Source organism: Pseudomonas sp. RGM2987, from assembly GCF_022952855.1.
In the GTDB taxonomy this organism is placed as follows: domain Bacteria; phylum Pseudomonadota; class Gammaproteobacteria; order Pseudomonadales; family Pseudomonadaceae; genus Aquipseudomonas.
This window is the reverse complement of sequence record NZ_JALJDX010000222.1, coordinates 1-18050: the sequence shown is the minus strand read 5'-3', so window position 1 is coordinate 18050 and position 18050 is coordinate 1. Positions and strand designations below refer to the sequence as shown.

The following is an 18050-nucleotide window of genomic DNA, read 5'->3' as shown; positions in this document are numbered from 1 at the left end:
TTTATCGACCGTCGCTCAAGGTAGCCGCCCATGACTTCATTTTTCTCCGCCAGAACCCTGGCCACCCTGTGCCTGGCGTGGTCCGCCGCGTGTGCTGCCAGCCTGGCCCAGGCTGATGCCACGCTGGACAAGATCCAGCAACGCCATGTCATCAGCGTCGGGGTGATGCTCAGTGGCGCGCCTTTCGGCACCATCGATCCGAAGAGCGGCGAGCACCTGGGCTACAACGTTGAACTGGCCAAGGGTATCGGCAAGGCCTTGGGCGTGGAGGCCCAGACCGTTTCGGTGCTGGCGCCGAACCGCGTGCAGTTCCTGCAACAGGGCAAAGTCGACATCCTGATCGCCAACATGCAGTTCACCGAAGAGCGCGCCGAGATCCTCGACTACGTACCGACGCCTTATGAAGAGGTGGGTGGCGCGGCCTTGATTCGCAAGGGCTCGGGCCTTACCCAATGGGCCGACCTCAAGGACAAGCCGGTGTGCGTGTCCCAGGGCAGCAACTTCATCAAGCCATTGCAGGAAACCTATGGCGCGCAGATCAAGGCGTTCCGCAGCCAGTCCGAATCGCTGCTGTCGTTGCGCGGCAACGGTTGTGTCGCGGCGGTGCACGTGAGCCCGACCCTGCATGCATTGCTCAGCGAAGCGGAGTGGGAAGGCTATGAAATCCCGCTGCCAGGGGATCTGATTCCGTCGAACTCGGTGATCTGGCTGCGCAAGGGCGAGCACGACCTTCAGGCCAGGCTCGATGCCGTGGTGCGTGATTGGCATCGCAGCGGTTGGTTGATCCAGCTCGGTGAACGCACCGGCATGGCGCCGTCCCAAGCCCTGCGCGATCTGCATGAGAAATATCGCAACGCCGCACCGTTGGCGGCGCTGCCATGAGCCATGCGCTTTGGTTGACGTTGCAGGCGCTGGTCGGCGCGAAACATGCGCAGAGTAGCGAAGAGGCCGCGGCGTACCTGACCGATAAGCAGGGCCGTTACGTCGGGCAGGTGATCGCCGCCGTGCACCCGGGCACGGCCGAGGAAGTCGCTGCGGTGGTCCGTGCCTGCGTGGCGTCGCAAACCCCAGTCGTCGTGCAGGGCGGCAATACCGGGCTGATGGGCGGCGCTACTCCCAACGCCGATGGCCGCGCCGTGTTGCTGCTGCTGGACCGGATGAATCGCGTTCGCGCAGTGGACACCGACAACGACACCCTGACCGTCGAGGCGGGCTGCATCCTGCAAACCGTCCAGCAGGTTGCCCGTGAGGCGGATCGGCTGTTTCCCCTGAGCCTCGGCGCCGAAGGCAGTTGCACCCTCGGCGGCAACCTGGGAACGAACGCCGGCGGCACCGCCGTGCTGCGCTATGGCAATGCCCGTGAACTGACCCTGGGCCTGGAAGTGGTCACCGCCCAGGGTGAAATCTGGGACGGCCTGCGCGGCTTGCGCAAGGACAACACCGGCTACGATCTGCGGGATCTATTCATTGGCAGTGAAGGCACGCTGGGGATTATCACCGCCGCGACCCTGAAACTCTTTCCCCGGCCCAAGGCCCAGGTCACTGCGCTGCTGGCGTTCGACTCGCTGGCGCAGGCCGTGGCGTTGCTGTCCCATGCCCGCAGTGGTTTCGGCGCGGGCCTGACGGCGTTCGAGTTGCTCAGCGCCGAGTGCCTGGCGCTGTTGCACGAGCAGTTTCCCGAAGGCCCGCGCCCCTTCAGCGGTGCCCGCCAGCCTTGGTTCGCCCTGCTGGAACTCTCGGACAACCACAGCGAAAGTCATGCACGGCAAACTTTCGAGCACGTGCTGGGGGAGGTCTTCGAGCAAAACCTGCTGGCCGACGCGCTGATCGCCGAAAGCCTGTCCCAGAGCCAAGCCTTCTGGCAATTACGCGAGAACATGAGCGAGGCGCAGAAACGTGCCGGGCGCAACATGAAGCACGACATTTCGGTGCCGATTTCCCAGGTGGTGGCGTTCGTGGCCGCGACCGATGCGCTGTTGCAGCAGCATTTTCCCGGTGTGCGGCATTACACCTTCGGTCATTTGGGCGACGGCAACCTGCACTATAACGTTGCCCATCCGCTGGGCTCCACGATCGAGGCGCACATGGCCCATTACGCTGCCCTCAGCCAACGGGTACATGACAGCGCCCATGCCCATGGCGGTTCGATCAGCGCCGAGCACGGGATCGGCCAGCGCAAGGTCGACGTGCTGTCCCGCTACAAGAGCCCGGTGGAACTGGACCTGATGCGCCGTATCAAGCAAGCGCTGGACCCGCACAACCTGCTCAATCCAGGCAAGGTCCTGGCGGGAGGGCAACCATGACCCTTCGTTTGTCCAAGCGCGTGCAGCGTGTTTCGCTGTCCGCCAATGCCGCCGCCAAATCCCGCGCCACCGCCTTGCGCGATGCCGGTCGGGCGATTCTCGACCTGACCACCGGCGAGCCGGATTTCGACACTCCCGAACACATCAAGCGGGCCGCCTACGCAGCCATTGCCGCCGGCGCCACCAAGTACACGCCGACGCCCGGCGTAAAGGCGTTGCGCGTGGCCGTCCAGCGCAAGCTGCACAACGAAAATCGCCTGGACTATCCGTTGGAATCCATCGTGATTGCCAACGGCGCCAAGCAGATCATCTTCAACGCCTTCGCCGCGACCCTGGATGATGGTGATCAAGTGCTGGTGCCGACACCGTACTGGCCGTCCTTCCCCGACAGCGTGCGCTTCAATGGCGGCGAGCCGGTGTTCATCGAATGCGGGTTGGCCCAGGGTTGCAAACTCACTGCACGGCAGCTGGAGCAACACATCGGCGAACGCACGCGCTGGCTGATTCTCAACGGTCCGGGCAATCCCAGTGGCGCGGTGTATAGCGAGGCCGAGTTGCATGCCTTGGCCGAGGTCCTGCGGCGCCATCCGCAGGTGCTGATCCTGCTGGATGAACTCTATGAGCACATCCGCTTCGACGGATCCCCGGCCCAGAGTCTGCTCAACGTCGCGGCGGATTTGCAGGCGCGTTGCCTGCTGGTGGGCGGGGTGTCGAAAACCTACGCCATGACCGGCTGGCGCATTGGTTTCGGGGCGGGGCCGCAAGTGCTGACCGAGGCCATGGCCGTGGTGCAGTCGCAGTCGACCTCGGGGGCTTCTTCGGTCGGCCAGGCCGCCGCGTTGGCAGCGTTCGAGGGTGGCCTGGATTTCCTCCCGGAACAGGTTGCGGCCTATCGCCGGCGCCGCGATGTGCTGGTGAGTGCGTTGCGCGATGTTGACGGTCTTGAGGTCCTTGAACCGCAAGGCGGCTTCTTCGTGTTTGTGCGCTGCGCTGGATTGCTCGGGCGTTATCGTCCGGATGGCCAGCGCCTGGACAGCGACGCCGATGTCGTCGGGTATTTGCTGGAAGAGGGGGTCGCCGGGGTGGCAGGCAGCGCCTATGGCTTGTCGCCGTGGTTTCGCTTGTCCATTGCCACTGCGACCGAAACCGTCAGCGAAGCCGGACGCCGTATCGCGCACGCCTGCGCCCAATTGAGGGACGAACCATGAGCCACTGGCTGGAAGTGTTCGTCCATTGGAGCGCCGGGTTTGGCCTCAACTACAACTTTCTGCTCGATGCCTATCAGCGCGGCACCCTGGAACAGGGCGCGCTGACCACGGTGCTGCTGTGCCTGTTGACCATCGTCGGCAGCCTCTTGGCCGGTGTCGGTCTGGCGGCGCTGTTGACCTCTGGCCGGCCTTGGCTGGCCAAGCCGGCGCGGCTGTTCGTGGAGGTCACGCGCAATACCCCGACCCTGGTGCAGCTGTACTGCGCGTTCCTGGTGCTGAACATGCTGCTGACCCAGGCGGTGGGGACGGCTAATCCGCTGACGCCGTTTGCCTGGGTGGTGATCGTGATCTCTTTGCACAAGGGCGCGTTTCATGCCGAAGCGCTGCGGGCCGGTATCGAAGCGGTGCCGGCGGTGACCCTGGAAGCCGCCAGTTCGCTTGCCTTCAACAGCCGGCAATTGCTATGGAATGTGCAGCTTCCGTTGGCCCTGCGCTTTGCCTTGCCGTCGCTGATCAACAACCTGATCGATCTGGTGAAGATGACCGCCGTGGCCTCGGCCATTGCCGTCGGGGATATCACCTACGCGGCGATCATGATCTGGACCCAGAGCGATAACGTGCTGGAACTGATGATCCTGATCCTGTCGTTCTTCGGCCTGCTGAGTTTTACCGTCAATTGTGTGGGGCGTTACCTCGAAGCGCGCCTGAGGATGCCCGGTTATGGCCATTGATTCGTTGGTGAGCGCGCCCTTGACGTGGCCGCGTCGGCATTTCGGCAAGTTGCTGCTGGTGGCGGCCGCGCTGGCCTGGCTGGCCTATGTCGCCCCGCATAGCCCAGTGCTCAAGGCCTTGTTGCAGTGGTCGCCGGCGCTGATCGCAGGTTTTGGCCAGAACATTCTCATCAGCCTGGTTGCCATCGGCCTGGGCTCGCTGATGGGGCTGGTGGTCGGCGCCATGGTGCTGTCGCCGCTGCGCCTGTTGCGCTGGCCGGCGCGGATCTGGGTGCAGATTTTTCGCAACGCGCCCTGGCTGGTGCTGATCTATTTCACCACCTACGTGTTCCCGTTCGAAATTCGAATTGGCAGCACTTATGTCGCGTTCCCCGACTGGGTCAAGGTCACCCTCGGCCTGGCCTTGCCGGCCAGCGCCAACGTCGCCGAGATCTTCCGTGGCGCCATTGCCTCGATCCCCAGCACCCAGTGGGAAGCCGCGCGGTCCCTGGCGTTCAGCCGTGGGCAGATTTTCCGCTCGATCATCCTGCCGCAGTGCTTCAAGCGCATGTTGCCGCCGTGGATGAACCTTTACGCCGTCATCACCATGGGCACGGCACTGGCGTCCCTGGTGGGCGTGCACGATGTGATCGACACCGCGCAGATCGCCAGCAACACCGTGAACCTGACCGGTTTCACCGTGGTGATCTACCTGAGCCTGCTGGTGCTGTTCTTTGCCTACTGCTATCCGATTTCCCGTCTGACCCAATACCTGGAGCGACGCTATGCCTTCTACTGAAACCGTCGCCGAGCCTCTGGTCAGCCTGCGTGACCTGCATCTGTCGTTTGGCAGCAACCCGGTGCTAAAGGGCGTCGACCTCGACGTCTACCGAGGCCAGGCCGTGTCGATCATCGGCCCGTCCGGCTCGGGCAAGTCGACCATCCTGCGCTGCATCACCGGGCTGTTGCAGCCCCAGCGCGGCAGCATCCGCGTCGGCGCCACTGAAGTCCATGCCCTGGCCCGGGAAGCCCAGCGCATCGAGTTGCGCAAGCGCGTCGGGTTCGTGTTCCAGCAGTACAACCTGTTCCCGCATCTGTCGGTACTGGAAAACCTGGTGATCGCCCCGCGCAAGGTGCTGGGACGCAACCGGGTCGATGCGCAAAAGGACGCCCGGGCCTTGCTGGCCAAGGTGCGCATGGAGCACAAGGCCGATGCCTATCCGGGCCAACTGTCCGGAGGGCAGCAGCAACGGGTGGCGATTGCCCGAGCATTGGCGATGCGTCCGGAGCTGATTCTGTTCGACGAAGTGACTTCGGCCCTGGACCCGGAAACCGTTGGTGAGGTGTTGACGGTGATCCGTGAGCTGACCGAGGAGGGCATGACCTGTGTGCTGGTCACCCATGAAATGCGCTTCGCCGAGGAAATCAGCGACGTGGTCTATTTCACCGAGAACGGCGTGATCGTCGAGCACGGTAGCGCGGCGCGGATTTTCCAGGCCCCCACCAGTGAGCGCACCCGCGAATTCCTGCGCCATGCCTTGGGTGATCCGGGGCGGCGGCAGCCGATTGCCAACGACCCGTACCTGTTGACCAACCTCAGTCGCTACAGCCTGTCCGTCTGATTTTCTGTTGATAAAAATGGAGCCTGCCTCATGAGTATCTTTAGCCGTCCCGATGTCATCGAAGACTTCCTGCAAAAAGTGCGGGTGATTCATCAGCGTGGCGTCGACCGCGCCGCCCTGGTGGAAATCGTCGCGCTGTTGGAAGGGCTGGCCGAGCGCCGTGACCTGTTCAACTTCGACGTTTTCCCGGCGCCGGTGCCGGGGCAGGGCAGCACTGCGTTTCGCTACCGACTCAATGACGACGGCGACACGCCGACGCTGTACCTCAACTCGCTGTTGCCGGGCAAAAGCACGATCCCACACAACCACGAGACCTGGGCCATCATCAGCGCGGTGCAAGGCCAGGAGATCAACTACGTCTACCGCCGCGATGACGAAGGGCGTGAGCCGGGCTACACCACCTTGCACCTGGAAAAGGAAATCATCGTGCAGCCCGGCACGTCCATCGCCTTCCTAGGTGAGGACCTGCACGGTATCCGGGTCGCAGGTGAGCAACCGACCCTGCATTTCCATCTGTATGGCTTGCCGCTGGAGTCTCTCAACGGGCGTTATGGCGTTGAAGCCGACGGGCGCATTCTCAATTACAACGCCTCGCAAATGGCTCCGTCGATCAAGGCCTACGCCCACTGATTCCCCGTGCACGCCAGCCATCTATTTTTCTCCAGCGGGACTTTCATGAGCCAGACCATAACTCCGGGACAATTGCAGCAAGGGTTGTTCGACGGGCAGGAAATCGCCCTGTTTGATGTGCGCGAGCACGGCCAGTATGGCGAAGCGCATCTGTTTTTCGGGGTGAACCTGCCCTACAGTCGCCTGGAACTGGAAGTCCGGCGCTTGGCGCCAAATCCCCGGGTCCGGCTGGTGATCTACGACCAGGACGGCGGGGCGCTGGCGCAACGTTCGGCGCAACGTCTGCACGCGCTGGGCTACACCAATGTGCAGATTCTGGAAGGAGGCGCCGACGGCTGGGAGCGCGCCGGTTTCCAACTGTTTGCCGGGGTGCACGTGCCGTCCAAGGCCTTTGGCGAAAAGGTCGAAGAGGCTCGGCACACGCCGCATGTCAGCGCCCGGCAACTGGCCGAATGGCAGGCCCGGGGTGAACCGTTGGTGGTGCTCGACGGTCGGCCGTTCGAGGAATACCGCAAGATGACCATCCCCGGTTCGATCTGCTGCCCGAACGGCGAACTGGGCTATCGCGTGCACGATCTGGTGGCGGACGAGCAGACGCCGATCGTGGTCAATTGCGCGGGGCGAACCCGCAGCATCATCGGCGCCCAGACGTTGATCGACCTGGGCATCAAGAACCCGGTCTACGCCTTGGAAAACGGCACCCAAGGCTGGTACCTGGAAGATCTCCAACTGGAGCATGGCAGCGAACGTCGCTATGCCGATGAGGTGTCGACCGACAAGCTGCCGGCGCAGCGGCTGGCGGCGGCACAACTGGCCGAACGGGCCGGTGCGGTAACCGTCGAGGCGGGCCAGGTCGAGCAGTGGGCGAAGGAGGGCGGGCGCAGCCTGTTCCTGGGGGACGTGCGCACCGCCGAGGAATTCGCTGCCGGCACATTGCCGGGGGCGCAACACACGCCGGGCGGGCAGTTGATTCAGTCCACCGACCTGTATGTGGGCGTGCGAGGGGCGCGGGTGGTGCTGTTCGATAACGACGGCGTGCGCGCACCGGTGATCGCGGCCTGGCTGCGGCAGCTGGGGCACGAGGCCTACGTGCTGGCCGAAGGCTTGAGCAGTGGCTTGGCGTTGCCCAAGACAGACGTAGTGCTGCCGCAACCTTTGCCGCTGATCGGCGTGCAGGCTCTGGTCGATGCGCTGAAGGATGATGCGGTCGCGTTGATCGACCTGCGGCCGAGCATGGCTTATCGCAAAGGTCATATCGCCGGGGCGCGCTGGTCGATCCGGCCGTTGCTGGCTGGCGCGGTCGCCGGTGAACAGCGGCCGGTGGTGCTGGTCGCCGATGATCCGCGAGTGGCGGCCCTGGCCGCGCTGGAGCTGCCTGAAGCGCAGCGTGGGCTGGTGCGTTTGCTCGACGGTGACGGGTCTTCGGCCGGTCTGGTGCTGGAGCAGGGCGTCGAGACACTGCCGGATGAACAGTGCATCGACTTCCTGTTTTTCACCCACGACCGGCATGCCGGCAACAAGGACGCGGCGCGCCAATACCTGGCCTGGGAAATCGGCCTGCTGGCGCAGATGAGCGCAGACGAAATCGCCAGCCTCCAACCGTTGCACTCGCAGCCTTACGATGAGCGAGTCCGCACCCGCCTGGTCCATGCTGCACGAACGGAGAAGGGCAGCGGCGCCAGGGTGGTCAACGTTCCCGTCAGTCGCCTGAGCACGGTGCTGTTCGACAACCTGGCGCAGATGCGTGACGTCCGCTCACGGCGCGACAGCGAACGGCTTCTGAGTTATGGCGCCAAGGGCAACCCTACGGCGTTTGCCCTGGAAGACCTCGTCACTGAACTGGAGGGCGGTTATCGCACCCGCCTGTTTGGCACCGGGCTGGCGGCGGTGGCGCAAACCTTCCTGGCGTACCTGCGCCCCGGTGATCACGTGCTGATCACCGATGCCGTGTACTCGCCGGTACGCCGCGTGGCGCGGGACTTTCTCCAGGCCTTTGGCATCGAAGTCAGCTACTTCGCCCCCGACGGCAGCGACCTGCCTGCACGGCTGCAAGCCAACACCAGGATGGTCTACGCCGAAGTGCCCGGTTCGCTGCTGTATGAACTCTGCGACCTGCCAGCCATTGCGGCGCTGTGCAAGCCGCGAGGGATTCTGCTGGCGGTGGACAACACCTGGGGCTCGGGCTACTTGTACCGGCCGCTGGCCCTGGGCGCCGACATCTCGATCATGGCTTTGACCAAATACCTCAGTGGCCACAGCGACGTGGTCATGGGCAGCGTCTGCACCCGGGAAGAGGCCTGGCCGGCGCTGGCGGCCATGAGCGACACCTTCGGCACCACCGTCAGCCCCGACGACGCCTACCTGGTCCTGCGCGGCGCCCGCACCCTCGCGCCACGCCTGGATGTGCACGAGCGCCAGGGGCTGGAAGTTGCTCGTTGGTTACAGGCACAGCCGCAGGTGAAGCGGGTCTTCCACCCGGCACTCACCGACCACCCGGGCCATGCCCTGTGGAAGCGTGATTTCCAGGGCAGCAACGGCTTGTTGTCCTTCGAACTACAACGAGCCGACGATGCTTATCTGGAGCGCTTCATCGATGCGTTGCAGTTGTTCGGGCTCGGCGCGTCGTGGGGTGGGTACGAAAGCCTGGTGACCGTTGCCGATACCAAGGATCGCAACAGCGCGCAGGACCGGGCATTGAATCCGGTGGTGCGCTTGCACATCGGGTTGGAGGATGTCGGGGCGTTGATCGAGGATTTGAAGCAGGGGTTTGATGTAGCGGACGCAGCTTAGCTGACCCACCGCCATCGCGAGCAGGCTCGCTCCCACAGGGGATTTGTGGTGAAACACAGAGTCTGTGAACACCCGAGAACCCTGTGGGAGCGGGCTTGCCCGCGAAGACGGCGGTACATTCAATATCACCTCAACCTGACCCACCGCCCTCGCGAGCAAGCTTTGTTCCCACAGGTGTGTAGTTCAACTGACAGGCATCAGGCTGAGCGCCCATCATCCCGAATGAACAACCCGGCCCGCGTCGCAATCCAAACGGTAACTCTCGACGCTACCAAGGGCCTGTCATGCATTTCAACAACATAGAAGTTGATAAAACCCGCAGCGCGTCACGGCTGCCCAGGATCGGAATCATCGCCTGTTCATGGCAGATCGGTCCGCACACCGTCCAGATCAGTAACGACAAATATGCCCTTGCGGTTGCTTCGGCGGCCAAAGGCCTGCCGCTGATTTTGCCGGTGTTCCCGGAATTGCTGGACCTGAGCGAGATCATGGAGAACCTGGACGGGCTGCTGTTCACCGGCTCGCCTTCGAATATCGAACCCCATCACTACGACGGCCCACCCAGCCCGCCAGGAACCCCCCACGATCCAGCCCGCGACCAACTGGCGCTGCCGCTCTGGCGCGCAGCGGTGGAGGCAGGCATGCCGGTACTCGGCATTTGCCGCGGCTTCCAGGAAATGAACGTCGCGTTCGGCGGTTCCCTCCACCAACAACTCGACGGCCCGGGCGCCGAGCACGAGCCGCCGAGCAACGAACCGGTCGAAGACCAATACGCCCGCACCCACGCCATGACCGTGCAACCGGGTGGCGTGCTGTCCCGGCTGGGCCTGTCAGGCGTCATCCAGGTCAACTCCGTGCACGGCCAGGGCATAGCGCGGGTGGGCGATGGCTTGCGCATCGAAGCGCTGGCCGAAGACGGGTTGGTGGAAGGGCTTTCTGTGGAAGGCAGCAAGGCGTTCGCCTTGGGGGTGCAGTGGCATCCGGAGTGGCAGGTGACGGCCAATCCGGATTATCTGAGGATATTCCAGGCGTTTGGTGAGGCTTGTCGGGAGCGGGTTGAGCGTCGGGCGGCAGTGCTTGCAGGCGATGGTTGAGCAGCCCATCCAGAGCAGAGCTTCGTCAGTTCCGACCCCGGGCCGCTCAGTCGCTATTGCAACGGAACATACACATCGGTTTGCCATTGATCCTGTGGCGTCTCGGGATAGACACTCAGGTAATGGAAGAACAGCGGGTGGTCACGCAGTTCTTCTCCGCTGGCAGGCAGCCAGTCGCGGTAGACCGGATAAATCGTTTCGCCGATGTGGTCCGGTGACCCGGTGTGTCGCACCACAGCGCAACGACCCGCAGGAATGACGCGCTCGTGGACACCGAATTCATTCGGCTCCACGGCCTCGTGCATCTCGCCGCAGATGGCGAAGCGAAATTGCTCCGGCGGCGTCGTATCTGGGTTGCCATAGGGAATACCGAAGCTGCGGCTCGACGCCACCGGCGATTGCCCGCTCTGCATGCGCCACTGGATAAACCTGCGCACACTTTCATTGACAAGACCGGGCGCGCCGCAATGCTCCAGCGCTGCCAACCGGACTTCAGCGAAATCCACAATTCGTACTTGCATGGTAATCGTCCTGGAAAAGTGAGGGATGGTGAACACCGCGTTCCAGACCTGCCAGTTCGGCGCCTTGCGAAAGGCACTCGGCGTCATGCCGAATGCCCGTCGGAACGCTCGGCTGAAGGCTTCGGGGCTTTCAAAACCGGCACTGAGTGCGGCGTCCAGTACCGAGTAGTTAGCCGCGGCCGCCAGGCGATGAGCCGCGCGTCGCAGTCGCATCAGTTGCACATAGCGTGAAACCGGCACACCGACGAACGCCGTGAACTGCCGATGAAAGTGAAACGCCGAAAAGTTCGCCACATGGCCAAGCGTTTTCACCGACAAGTCGCCTTCGAGGTTGGCCTCGATGTAGGCGAGCACCGCGTTGAAACGTTGGGTGTAGGCGAGGTGGGTCGGCATGTCGGGCATCAGGGAAGGCTCTTGGAAGTGCGGTCGCAATAGAGTCGACTATAACGGCATGAGCGTGCCTAGCCGTGTTTGCTCAGGACAGATTTTGCCGTTTCCTTTCTATCGAAGTTGATTGCGCGATGTAGAAAATGTCGATACTGCCGCAATACCGTTTACTTAAGGACGCCACGACAAGTGATAAACCTGAAGTGAACAACATTGCGTTCCTTAGTGGGCAGTCTGCTAGGCAACAACAGGCTCATCAACCATGCTGCTGATGCGCTACTATCCGCGCCGACCTCCCGTACCTCGGACTTCCCATTCATGAAATTACACCTGCTTACCGCCAGCCTGTTCCTCGCCTGTACCCTGACCCAAGCCGCCGAGCAACCCATTCCAAAACCGCTGGAAGAACAGGTCGGGCATCTGGTGGCGCTGCTCAAAGACAGCTACGCCACCGGCTACCCGGAAGCGACGCTGGTGCAGACGCTGGATACCGGCGAGGACAGCGAAGTCACGCTCGCCGTGTTCACCATCGAAGGCTTCGGCATGGGCAACAACTACAGCCAATACCTGGCGGCTTTCACTCCTGAAGAAAGCGAAGAGGGCAAGCAGCGTTACACCCTGCTTGACGTGATTCGCATTGGCGGCGACAGCTGGCGCTCGATCGACAAACTGGACGCCAAACTGGTCAGCGATCCATCGGGCGAGCAGACCTTGATCGACATTCCGGTGCTGGAAAATACCGACAGCGATGCGCCGAATTTTCCTAGCAAGGCGGCGACGATTCACCTGTCGCTGGATGGGTCGCAGTCGATTCGGTTGGTGGAGTTGAAGTAGAGGGGGCTACGGCGATGCAATCTAATGATCTTGAACGCTGTCCCCGCTGTGGAAGCGCCCAGTACGTTCGGCCAAAAGAGCTGCTTATCGGAGCGCAAAGTCCCAAGAAACGATTCAATGGGGAAGAAAAGGCCGGCTATGTGCGAGCGGATCAACTGGCTGTGGATGAATGTAAACCTGAGTTGCTGAGGCAGTCGCCGTTGCAACAGGTAGTCGCGGGGTTCTACTGCGGACACTGCGATGTTGGCTTTGTTAGCGATAGCCTTGTCCGAGTAGCTAAGGAGCGTTATTGAGACAAGGAGGGACTAGTTGCTCGGCAAAAGGCGTAGTGACAGATTTCTACGGGTTGGTTGGCTCAACTCAAGATATGGATTTATGGGCAGGTGTCGATATTCCCATGTGAGGCAGTCATCCATCGGAGGGCGTCACACGGCGTCAGCCCGGTAGATAAAGACGATTTGAACTAAGCTCACTCTCATCCCCAAGTCGCTTTCAGAACACGTTCTGTCGTCCACGTGCAATCGTCACCCTTGGGGAGTGGCAAGCTGTAGGGATGCCCCGGACCAGGCGCGCCAAGACGCCTGGCCGGAGAGCAGGAATGGCGTCTGGATCAACCACGCTACCGTGACGTGGGCCGGGCGCCGCAGCCAAGACTCCGGACGGCTGCCGCTATGCGGCGGTGGCGTTCGAGATGCCGAGGTCACTTATGCTCGATGAGACGCTTCACCTGCCCCTGATTCACAGCGTTCTGGAACGCGAAAAGGCCACCCCGGGTGCCTTGTTGCCGATCCTGCATGCCATCCAGGAAGGTTGCGGGTATGTGCCCGACACCGCCGTCCCTGAAATCGCCCATGCCCTTAACCTCAGCGAGGCTGAAGTGCGCGGGGTGATCAGTTTCTACCACGACTTGCGCACCACGCCGCCGGCGCGGCATACCTTGCGCCTGTGCCGGGCCGAGTCCTGCCAGAGCAAGGGCGCCGAAGGGTTGGCGGCGCAGTTGCGCGAACACCTGTCCCTGGACGACCACGGCACCAGCGCCGATGGCAGCATCAGCCTGCGGCCGGTGTACTGCCTGGGGGCCTGCGTGTGTTCGCCGGCCCTGGAGCTGGACGGTGAGCTGCATGCGCGGTTGACTCCGGAGCGCCTGCGTCAATTGGTGAACGGTTGCCTGGAGGAGGGCTCATGCTGACACTCTGCATCCCTCGTGATTCGGTGGCCTGCGCCGTGGGCGCAGACAAGGTGGCGGCGGCACTGGCCAGTGAAGCTGAACGTCGACAATTGCCGCTGGAGCTGCGTCGCACCAGTTCCCGTGGCCTCTATTGGCTGGAACCGCTGCTGGAGTTTGAAAGCGCCGGTGTCCGCCTGGGTTTCGGTCCCGTCACGCCGCAAGACGTACCGAGCCTGCTCGATGCCCTGGCGGGCGATCCGGGCAGCCATCCGCTGGCCTTGGGCCCGGTGGAGGACATCCCGTATCTCAAGAGCCAGCAGCGCTTGTTGTTCGCCCGTGCCGGCATTACCCAGCCGCTGTCGTTGGACGAATATCGGGCCAAGGGCGGCTTTCAAGGCTTGACCCGGGCGATCCAGATGGATGGCCTGGACGTGGTCACCAGCGTGCTTGACTCCGGCCTGCGCGGTCGCGGCGGCGCAGCGTTTCCGGCGGGCATCAAGTGGCGCACCGTGCGCGACGCGGTAGGGCCGCAGAAGTATGTGGTGTGCAACGCCGATGAAGGCGACTCCGGGACCTTCGCCGACCGGATGTTGATGGAAGGCGACCCGTTCCTGTTGATCGAAGGCATGATCATCGCCGGCATCGCGGTCGGTGCGACGATGGGCTACATCTACGTGCGCTCGGAATACCCGGCCGCCGTCAGCACCCTGAACCAGGCCCTGGGCATCGCCCGTAGCGCCGGTTACCTGGGCGCGGACGTGGGCGGCAGCGGTCGCCGCTTCGAGTTGGAAGTGCGGGTGGGGGCGGGTGCCTACATCTGTGGCGAGGAAACTTCGCTGCTGCAATCGCTCGAGGGCAAGCGCGGCGAGGTTCGCGCCAAGCCGCCGCTGCCGGCGTTGCAAGGCCTGTTTGGCTTGCCGACCCTGGTACACAACGTGGTGACCCTGGCCTCGGTCCCGGTGATCCTGGAGAAAGGCGCGCAGTTCTACCGTGATTTCGGCATGGGCCGCTCCTTGGGCACGATGCCGTTCCAACTGGCGGGCAATGTCCGTCAGGCGGGGCTGGTGGAGCGTGCTTTCGGCCTGAGTCTGCGCGAGTTGGTGGAAGGTTACGGCGGCGGCACTGCCAGCGGTCGGCCGTTGAAGGCCGCGCAGGTGGGCGGGCCGTTGGGCGCCTGGGTGCCGCCCTCGCAGTTCGACACACCGCTGGACTACGAAGCGTTCGCCGCCATGGGCGCGATGCTCGGCCACGGTGGCGTGGTGGTGGCGGATGACAGCCTGGACATGGCCCACATGGCCCGGTTCGCCTTGCAGTTCTGCGCCGAGGAATCCTGCGGCAAATGCACGCCGTGCCGGATCGGTTCCACCCGAGGGGTGGAGGTGGTGGATCGGCTGATCGCCAGCACCGATGCCAGTGCGCGCCAGGAACAGGCGCTGCTGCTGCAAGACCTGTGCGACACCCTGCAATACGGTTCGCTCTGTGCCCTCGGTGGGATGACGTCCTACCCCGTCGCCAGCGCCCTCAAGCACTTTCCCGCCGACTTCGGTCTGGCGACCACGGAGGCCGAGCAATGATCAACATCTTCGACCCCAGCACTGACATCGACCTTGGCACCCCCGCTCGCGAAAGCGAAGTGCAGGTCAATCTGACCATCGATGGCCGTGAAATCAGCGTCGCCTCCGGCACCTCGGTGATGCGCGCGGCGGCGCTGCTCGGCACCACCATTCCCAAGCTCTGCGCCACCGACAGCCTGGAAGCCTTCGGCTCCTGCCGCATGTGCCTGGTGGAGATCGACGGCATGCGCGGCTACCCGGCCTCCTGCACCACGCCGGTGACCGAAGGCATGGTGGTCCGCACCCAGACCTCCAAGCTTGCGACCCTGCGGCGCAATGTGATGGAGCTGTACATCTCTGATCACCCGCTGGACTGCCTGACCTGTCCGGCCAACGGTAATTGCGAATTGCAGACGGTGGCGGGGCAGGTTGGCCTGCGCGAGGTGCGCTACGGCTACGAAGGCGCCAACCACCTGGCCGAGACCAAGGATGTCTCCAACCCCTATTTTGACTACGACCCGAGCAAGTGCATCGTGTGTAGCCGCTGCGTGCGCGCCTGTGAGGAAATCCAGGGCACCTTCGCCCTGACCATCACTGGGCGCGGTTTCGATTCCCGTGTGGAAGCGGCCGGCGGTGACAACTTCCTCGATTCCGAATGCGTGTCCTGCGGTGCCTGCGTGCAGGCCTGTCCGACCGCCACGCTGATCGACAAGAGCGTGGTGGAGATCGGCCAGCCGGAACGCAGCGTCATCACCACCTGCGCCTACTGCGGCGTCGGTTGTTCGTTCCGCGCTGAAATGAAGGGTGAGCAACTGGTGCGCATGGTCCCGGACAAGAACGGCCAGGCCAACCACGGCCACTCCTGCGTCAAGGGCCGCTTCGCCTGGGGCTACGCCACCCACCCGGATCGCATCACCAAGCCGATGATCCGCAAGCACATCAGCGATCCGTGGCAGGAGGTCAGCTGGGACGAGGCGGTCACCTATGCGGCCAGCGAGTTGCGGCGGATCCAGCTCAAGTACGGGCGCGATTCCATCGGCGGCATCACCTCCAGCCGCTGCACCAACGAAGAAACCTACCTGGTGCAGAAACTGGTGCGCACCGCGTTCGGCAACAACAACGTCGACACCTGCGCCCGGGTCTGCCACTCGCCCACCGGCTACGGCCTCAAGCAAACCCTTGGGGAATCGGCCGGGACCCAGAACTTCGACTCGGTGATGAAGGCCGACGTGATCCTGGTGATGGGCGCCAACCCCACCGACGCTCACCCGGTGTTCGGCTCGCAGCTCAAGCGCCGCTTGCGTCAGGGGGCGCGGCTGATTGTCATCGACCCACGGCGCATCGACCTGGTGGACTCGCCGCATGCCCGTGCCGAGCTGCACTTGCAATTGCGGCCCGGCACCAACGTGGCGATGCTCAACGCGTTGGCCCACGTGATTGTCACCGAAGGACTGGTCAAGCAGGGGTTCGTCGACGAACGCTGCGAACCGGCGGATTTCGCCCGCTGGAGCGATTTCGTCAGCCTGCCGGAAAACGCACCGGAGGTGTTGGGACCCGTGTGCGGCGTGCCTGCCGAGCAGATCCGCGCCGCCGCCCGGCTGTACGCCACCGGTGGCAACGCGGCGATCTACTACGGCCTCGGCGTCACCGAACACAGCCAGGGCAGTACCTCGGTAATGGGCATTGCCAACCTCGCCATGGCCACCGGCAACATCGGTCGTGAAGGTGTCGGCGTGAACCCGTTGCGCGGGCAGAACAACGTCCAGGGTTCGTGCGACATGGGCTCTTTCCCCCACGAACTGCCCGGCTACCGGCACATCTCCAACGAAACCGTACGCGCCCAGTTCGAACAGGCGTGGAACGTGACGCTGCAACCCGACCCGGGCCTGCGCATCCCGAACATGTTCGAGGCTGCCCTGGACGGCACATTCAAGGCACTTTATTGCCAGGGTGAGGACATCGCCCAGAGCGACCCGAACACCCAGCACGTGACTGCGGCCCTTAGCGCCCTGGAATGCGTGATCGTTCAGGACATCTTCCTCAACGAAACCGCCAAGTTCGCCCACGTGTTCCTGCCGGGCAGCTCGTTCCTTGAAAAAGACGGCACTTTCACCAACGCCGAGCGACGCATTTCCCGGGTGCGCAAGGTCATGGAGCCCCTGGCCGGCAAGGCCGACTGGGAAGCCACCATCGCCCTGGCCGACGCTCTGGGCTACAAGATGGACTACAGTCATCCGTCGCAGATCATGGATGAAATCGCCCGTCTGACACCGACCTTCACCCGTGTCAGCTACGTAGAGCTCGATCGCCACGGCAGCCTGCAATGGCCGTGCAACGATGCCGCGCCGGACGGCACGCCGACCATGCACATCGAGCAATTCGTGCGCGGTAAGGGGCGCTTCATGCTTACCGGTTATGTGCCCACCGAAGAGAAGGTCAACAACCGCTATCCGCTGTTGCTCACCACCGGCCGGATCCTCAGCCAGTACAACGTCGGTGCCCAGACCCGGCGCACCGAGAACGTGGCCTGGCACGAGGAAGATCGCCTGGAAATCCACCCGACCGACGCCGAGAACCGTGGCATTGTCGATGGCGATTGGGTCGGCATCGGCAGCCGCGCCGGGCAGACGGTACTGCGGGCGAAAGTCACCGAGCGGGTCGCACCGGGGGTGGTCTACACCACCTTCCACTTCCCCGAATCGGGGGCCAACGTAATCACCACCGACAACTCCGACTGGGCCACCAACTGCCCGGAATACAAGGTGACGGCGGTGGAAGTCGTGCGGGTCAGCCAGCCTTCGGAATGGCAGAAACGCTATCAGGCATTCAGTGATGAACAAGGCCGCCTGCTGCGCGAGCGTCGTCAAGCCGAGAAAGCCGAGGTGCGCCGATGAGTGCTGAAAGCCTGATCAAAATGGCCAACCAGATCGCCCAGTATTTCTCCAGCGAACCGGACAACGCCCTGGCGGTGAAGGGCGTGCGCCAGCACATCCAGAGCTTCTGGACGCCGGGCATGCGCCGGGAGCTGTCGGCCTGGCAGGAGAAGCATCCGGAGGCGGTGTTGCATCCGCTGTTGCTGGCGGCGTTGACGGAACCTGAAGGGGCCTAGCGCCTTAAATGCGGGAACATGCAAACCCCTGTGGCGAGGGAGCTTGCTCCCGCTCGGCTGCGCAGCAGGCGCCATCAGTTGACGCGGTGCATCTGCTGCACCGCGGTGTCTGGATTAGGGC

15 protein-coding genes are annotated in these 18050 nt (G+C 63.4%); 14 read left to right on the top strand and 1 reads right to left on the bottom strand.

The features are described from left to right. Positions 1-30: 30 nt before the first annotated feature. The 9 genes from RGM2987_RS26370 to RGM2987_RS26330 all read left to right on the top strand — a co-directional run bounded on the left by RGM2987_RS26370 (position 31) and on the right by RGM2987_RS26330 (position 10357). Positions 31-882 (top strand): transporter substrate-binding domain-containing protein, encoded by an 852-nt coding sequence (locus RGM2987_RS26370; RefSeq protein ID WP_245145793.1) that lies wholly within the window; start codon positions 31-33, stop codon positions 880-882. After that, entirely contained in the window at positions 879-2303 is a 1425-nt protein-coding gene (locus RGM2987_RS26365) for an FAD-binding oxidoreductase (protein WP_245145792.1), read from the top strand. Before RGM2987_RS26370 ends, RGM2987_RS26365 begins: the two co-directional genes overlap by 4 nt. After that, positions 2300-3511, top strand: coding sequence for an aminotransferase class I/II-fold pyridoxal phosphate-dependent enzyme (locus tag RGM2987_RS26360; protein WP_245145791.1), 1212 nt, complete (start codon positions 2300-2302; stop codon positions 3509-3511). The genes RGM2987_RS26365 and RGM2987_RS26360 overlap by 4 nt, the downstream gene beginning before the upstream one ends. Then, positions 3508-4242 carry an amino acid ABC transporter permease gene (locus RGM2987_RS26355; protein ID WP_245145790.1) on the top strand — a complete coding sequence of 245 codons (735 nt, stop codon included), beginning with the start codon at positions 3508-3510 and terminating at the stop codon, positions 4240-4242. Before RGM2987_RS26360 ends, RGM2987_RS26355 begins: the two co-directional genes overlap by 4 nt. Then, positions 4232-5020: an amino acid ABC transporter permease gene (locus RGM2987_RS26350; RefSeq protein WP_245145789.1), complete on the top strand. Its 789-nt coding sequence runs from the start codon at positions 4232-4234 to the stop codon at positions 5018-5020. Before RGM2987_RS26355 ends, RGM2987_RS26350 begins: the two co-directional genes overlap by 11 nt. Continuing rightward, complete coding sequence (locus tag RGM2987_RS26345) at positions 5007-5843, top strand: amino acid ABC transporter ATP-binding protein (RefSeq protein ID WP_245145788.1); 837 nt, start codon at positions 5007-5009, stop codon at positions 5841-5843. The genes RGM2987_RS26350 and RGM2987_RS26345 overlap by 14 nt, the downstream gene beginning before the upstream one ends. Before the next feature lie 30 nt (positions 5844-5873). Continuing rightward, on the top strand, positions 5874-6473 hold the full coding sequence (locus tag RGM2987_RS26340) for a cysteine dioxygenase (RefSeq protein ID WP_245145787.1): 600 nt from the start codon (positions 5874-5876) through the stop codon (positions 6471-6473). 45 nt (positions 6474-6518) lie between these two features. After that, a complete protein-coding gene (gene metC, locus RGM2987_RS26335) occupies positions 6519-9263 on the top strand; it encodes a cystathionine beta-lyase (protein ID WP_245145786.1) in 2745 nt (914 codons plus the stop codon). Positions 9264-9547: 284 nt separating this feature from the next. Next, positions 9548-10357 (top strand): gamma-glutamyl-gamma-aminobutyrate hydrolase family protein, encoded by an 810-nt coding sequence (locus RGM2987_RS26330; protein ID WP_245145785.1) that lies wholly within the window; start codon positions 9548-9550, stop codon positions 10355-10357. 53 nt (positions 10358-10410) lie between these two features. Here RGM2987_RS26330 and RGM2987_RS26325 read toward each other — a convergent pair whose 3' ends face one another. Then, positions 10411-11280 carry an AraC family transcriptional regulator gene (locus RGM2987_RS26325; protein ID WP_245145784.1) on the bottom strand — a complete coding sequence of 290 codons (870 nt, stop codon included), beginning with the start codon at positions 11278-11280 and terminating at the stop codon, positions 10411-10413. A 303-nt stretch (positions 11281-11583) separates the two neighbouring features. Here RGM2987_RS26325 and RGM2987_RS26320 point away from each other — a divergent pair, with 303 nt between their 5' ends. The 5 genes from RGM2987_RS26320 to RGM2987_RS26300 all read left to right on the top strand — a co-directional run bounded on the left by RGM2987_RS26320 (position 11584) and on the right by RGM2987_RS26300 (position 17929). After that, positions 11584-12099, top strand: coding sequence for a hypothetical protein (locus RGM2987_RS26320; RefSeq protein WP_245145783.1), 516 nt, complete (start codon positions 11584-11586; stop codon positions 12097-12099). Between the two features lie 706 nt (positions 12100-12805). Continuing rightward, complete coding sequence (locus tag RGM2987_RS26315) at positions 12806-13288, top strand: formate dehydrogenase subunit gamma (RefSeq protein ID WP_245146147.1); 483 nt, start codon at positions 12806-12808, stop codon at positions 13286-13288. Beyond that, positions 13282-14841, top strand: a complete 1560-nt coding sequence (locus RGM2987_RS26310) for a formate dehydrogenase beta subunit (RefSeq protein ID WP_245145782.1) — start codon at positions 13282-13284, stop codon at positions 14839-14841. The genes RGM2987_RS26315 and RGM2987_RS26310 overlap by 7 nt, the downstream gene beginning before the upstream one ends. Further along, on the top strand, positions 14838-17714 hold the full coding sequence (gene fdhF / locus RGM2987_RS26305) for a formate dehydrogenase subunit alpha (RefSeq protein ID WP_245145781.1): 2877 nt from the start codon (positions 14838-14840) through the stop codon (positions 17712-17714). The genes RGM2987_RS26310 and fdhF overlap by 4 nt, the downstream gene beginning before the upstream one ends. Then, complete coding sequence (locus RGM2987_RS26300) at positions 17711-17929, top strand: formate dehydrogenase subunit delta (protein ID WP_245145780.1); 219 nt, start codon at positions 17711-17713, stop codon at positions 17927-17929. The genes fdhF and RGM2987_RS26300 overlap by 4 nt, the downstream gene beginning before the upstream one ends. Positions 17930-18050 lie beyond the last annotated feature (121 nt).

Coding starts and splice junctions, on each gene's coding strand:
- RGM2987_RS26370 (WP_245145793.1), top strand. CDS start 31: ATGACTTCATTTTTCTCCGCCAGAACCCTGGCCACCCTGTGCCTGGCG.
- RGM2987_RS26365 (WP_245145792.1), top strand. CDS start 879: ATGAGCCATGCGCTTTGGTTGACGTTGCAGGCGCTGGTCGGCGCGAAA.
- RGM2987_RS26360 (WP_245145791.1), top strand. CDS start 2,300: ATGACCCTTCGTTTGTCCAAGCGCGTGCAGCGTGTTTCGCTGTCCGCC.
- RGM2987_RS26355 (WP_245145790.1), top strand. CDS start 3,508: ATGAGCCACTGGCTGGAAGTGTTCGTCCATTGGAGCGCCGGGTTTGGC.
- RGM2987_RS26350 (WP_245145789.1), top strand. CDS start 4,232: ATGGCCATTGATTCGTTGGTGAGCGCGCCCTTGACGTGGCCGCGTCGG.
- RGM2987_RS26345 (WP_245145788.1), top strand. CDS start 5,007: ATGCCTTCTACTGAAACCGTCGCCGAGCCTCTGGTCAGCCTGCGTGAC.
- RGM2987_RS26340 (WP_245145787.1), top strand. CDS start 5,874: ATGAGTATCTTTAGCCGTCCCGATGTCATCGAAGACTTCCTGCAAAAA.
- metC (WP_245145786.1), top strand. CDS start 6,519: ATGAGCCAGACCATAACTCCGGGACAATTGCAGCAAGGGTTGTTCGAC.
- RGM2987_RS26330 (WP_245145785.1), top strand. CDS start 9,548: ATGCATTTCAACAACATAGAAGTTGATAAAACCCGCAGCGCGTCACGG.
- RGM2987_RS26325 (WP_245145784.1), bottom strand. CDS start 11,280: ATGCCCGACATGCCGACCCACCTCGCCTACACCCAACGTTTCAACGCG.
- RGM2987_RS26320 (WP_245145783.1), top strand. CDS start 11,584: ATGAAATTACACCTGCTTACCGCCAGCCTGTTCCTCGCCTGTACCCTG.
- RGM2987_RS26315 (WP_245146147.1), top strand. CDS start 12,806: ATGCTCGATGAGACGCTTCACCTGCCCCTGATTCACAGCGTTCTGGAA.
- RGM2987_RS26310 (WP_245145782.1), top strand. CDS start 13,282: ATGCTGACACTCTGCATCCCTCGTGATTCGGTGGCCTGCGCCGTGGGC.
- fdhF (WP_245145781.1), top strand. CDS start 14,838: ATGATCAACATCTTCGACCCCAGCACTGACATCGACCTTGGCACCCCC.
- RGM2987_RS26300 (WP_245145780.1), top strand. CDS start 17,711: ATGAGTGCTGAAAGCCTGATCAAAATGGCCAACCAGATCGCCCAGTAT.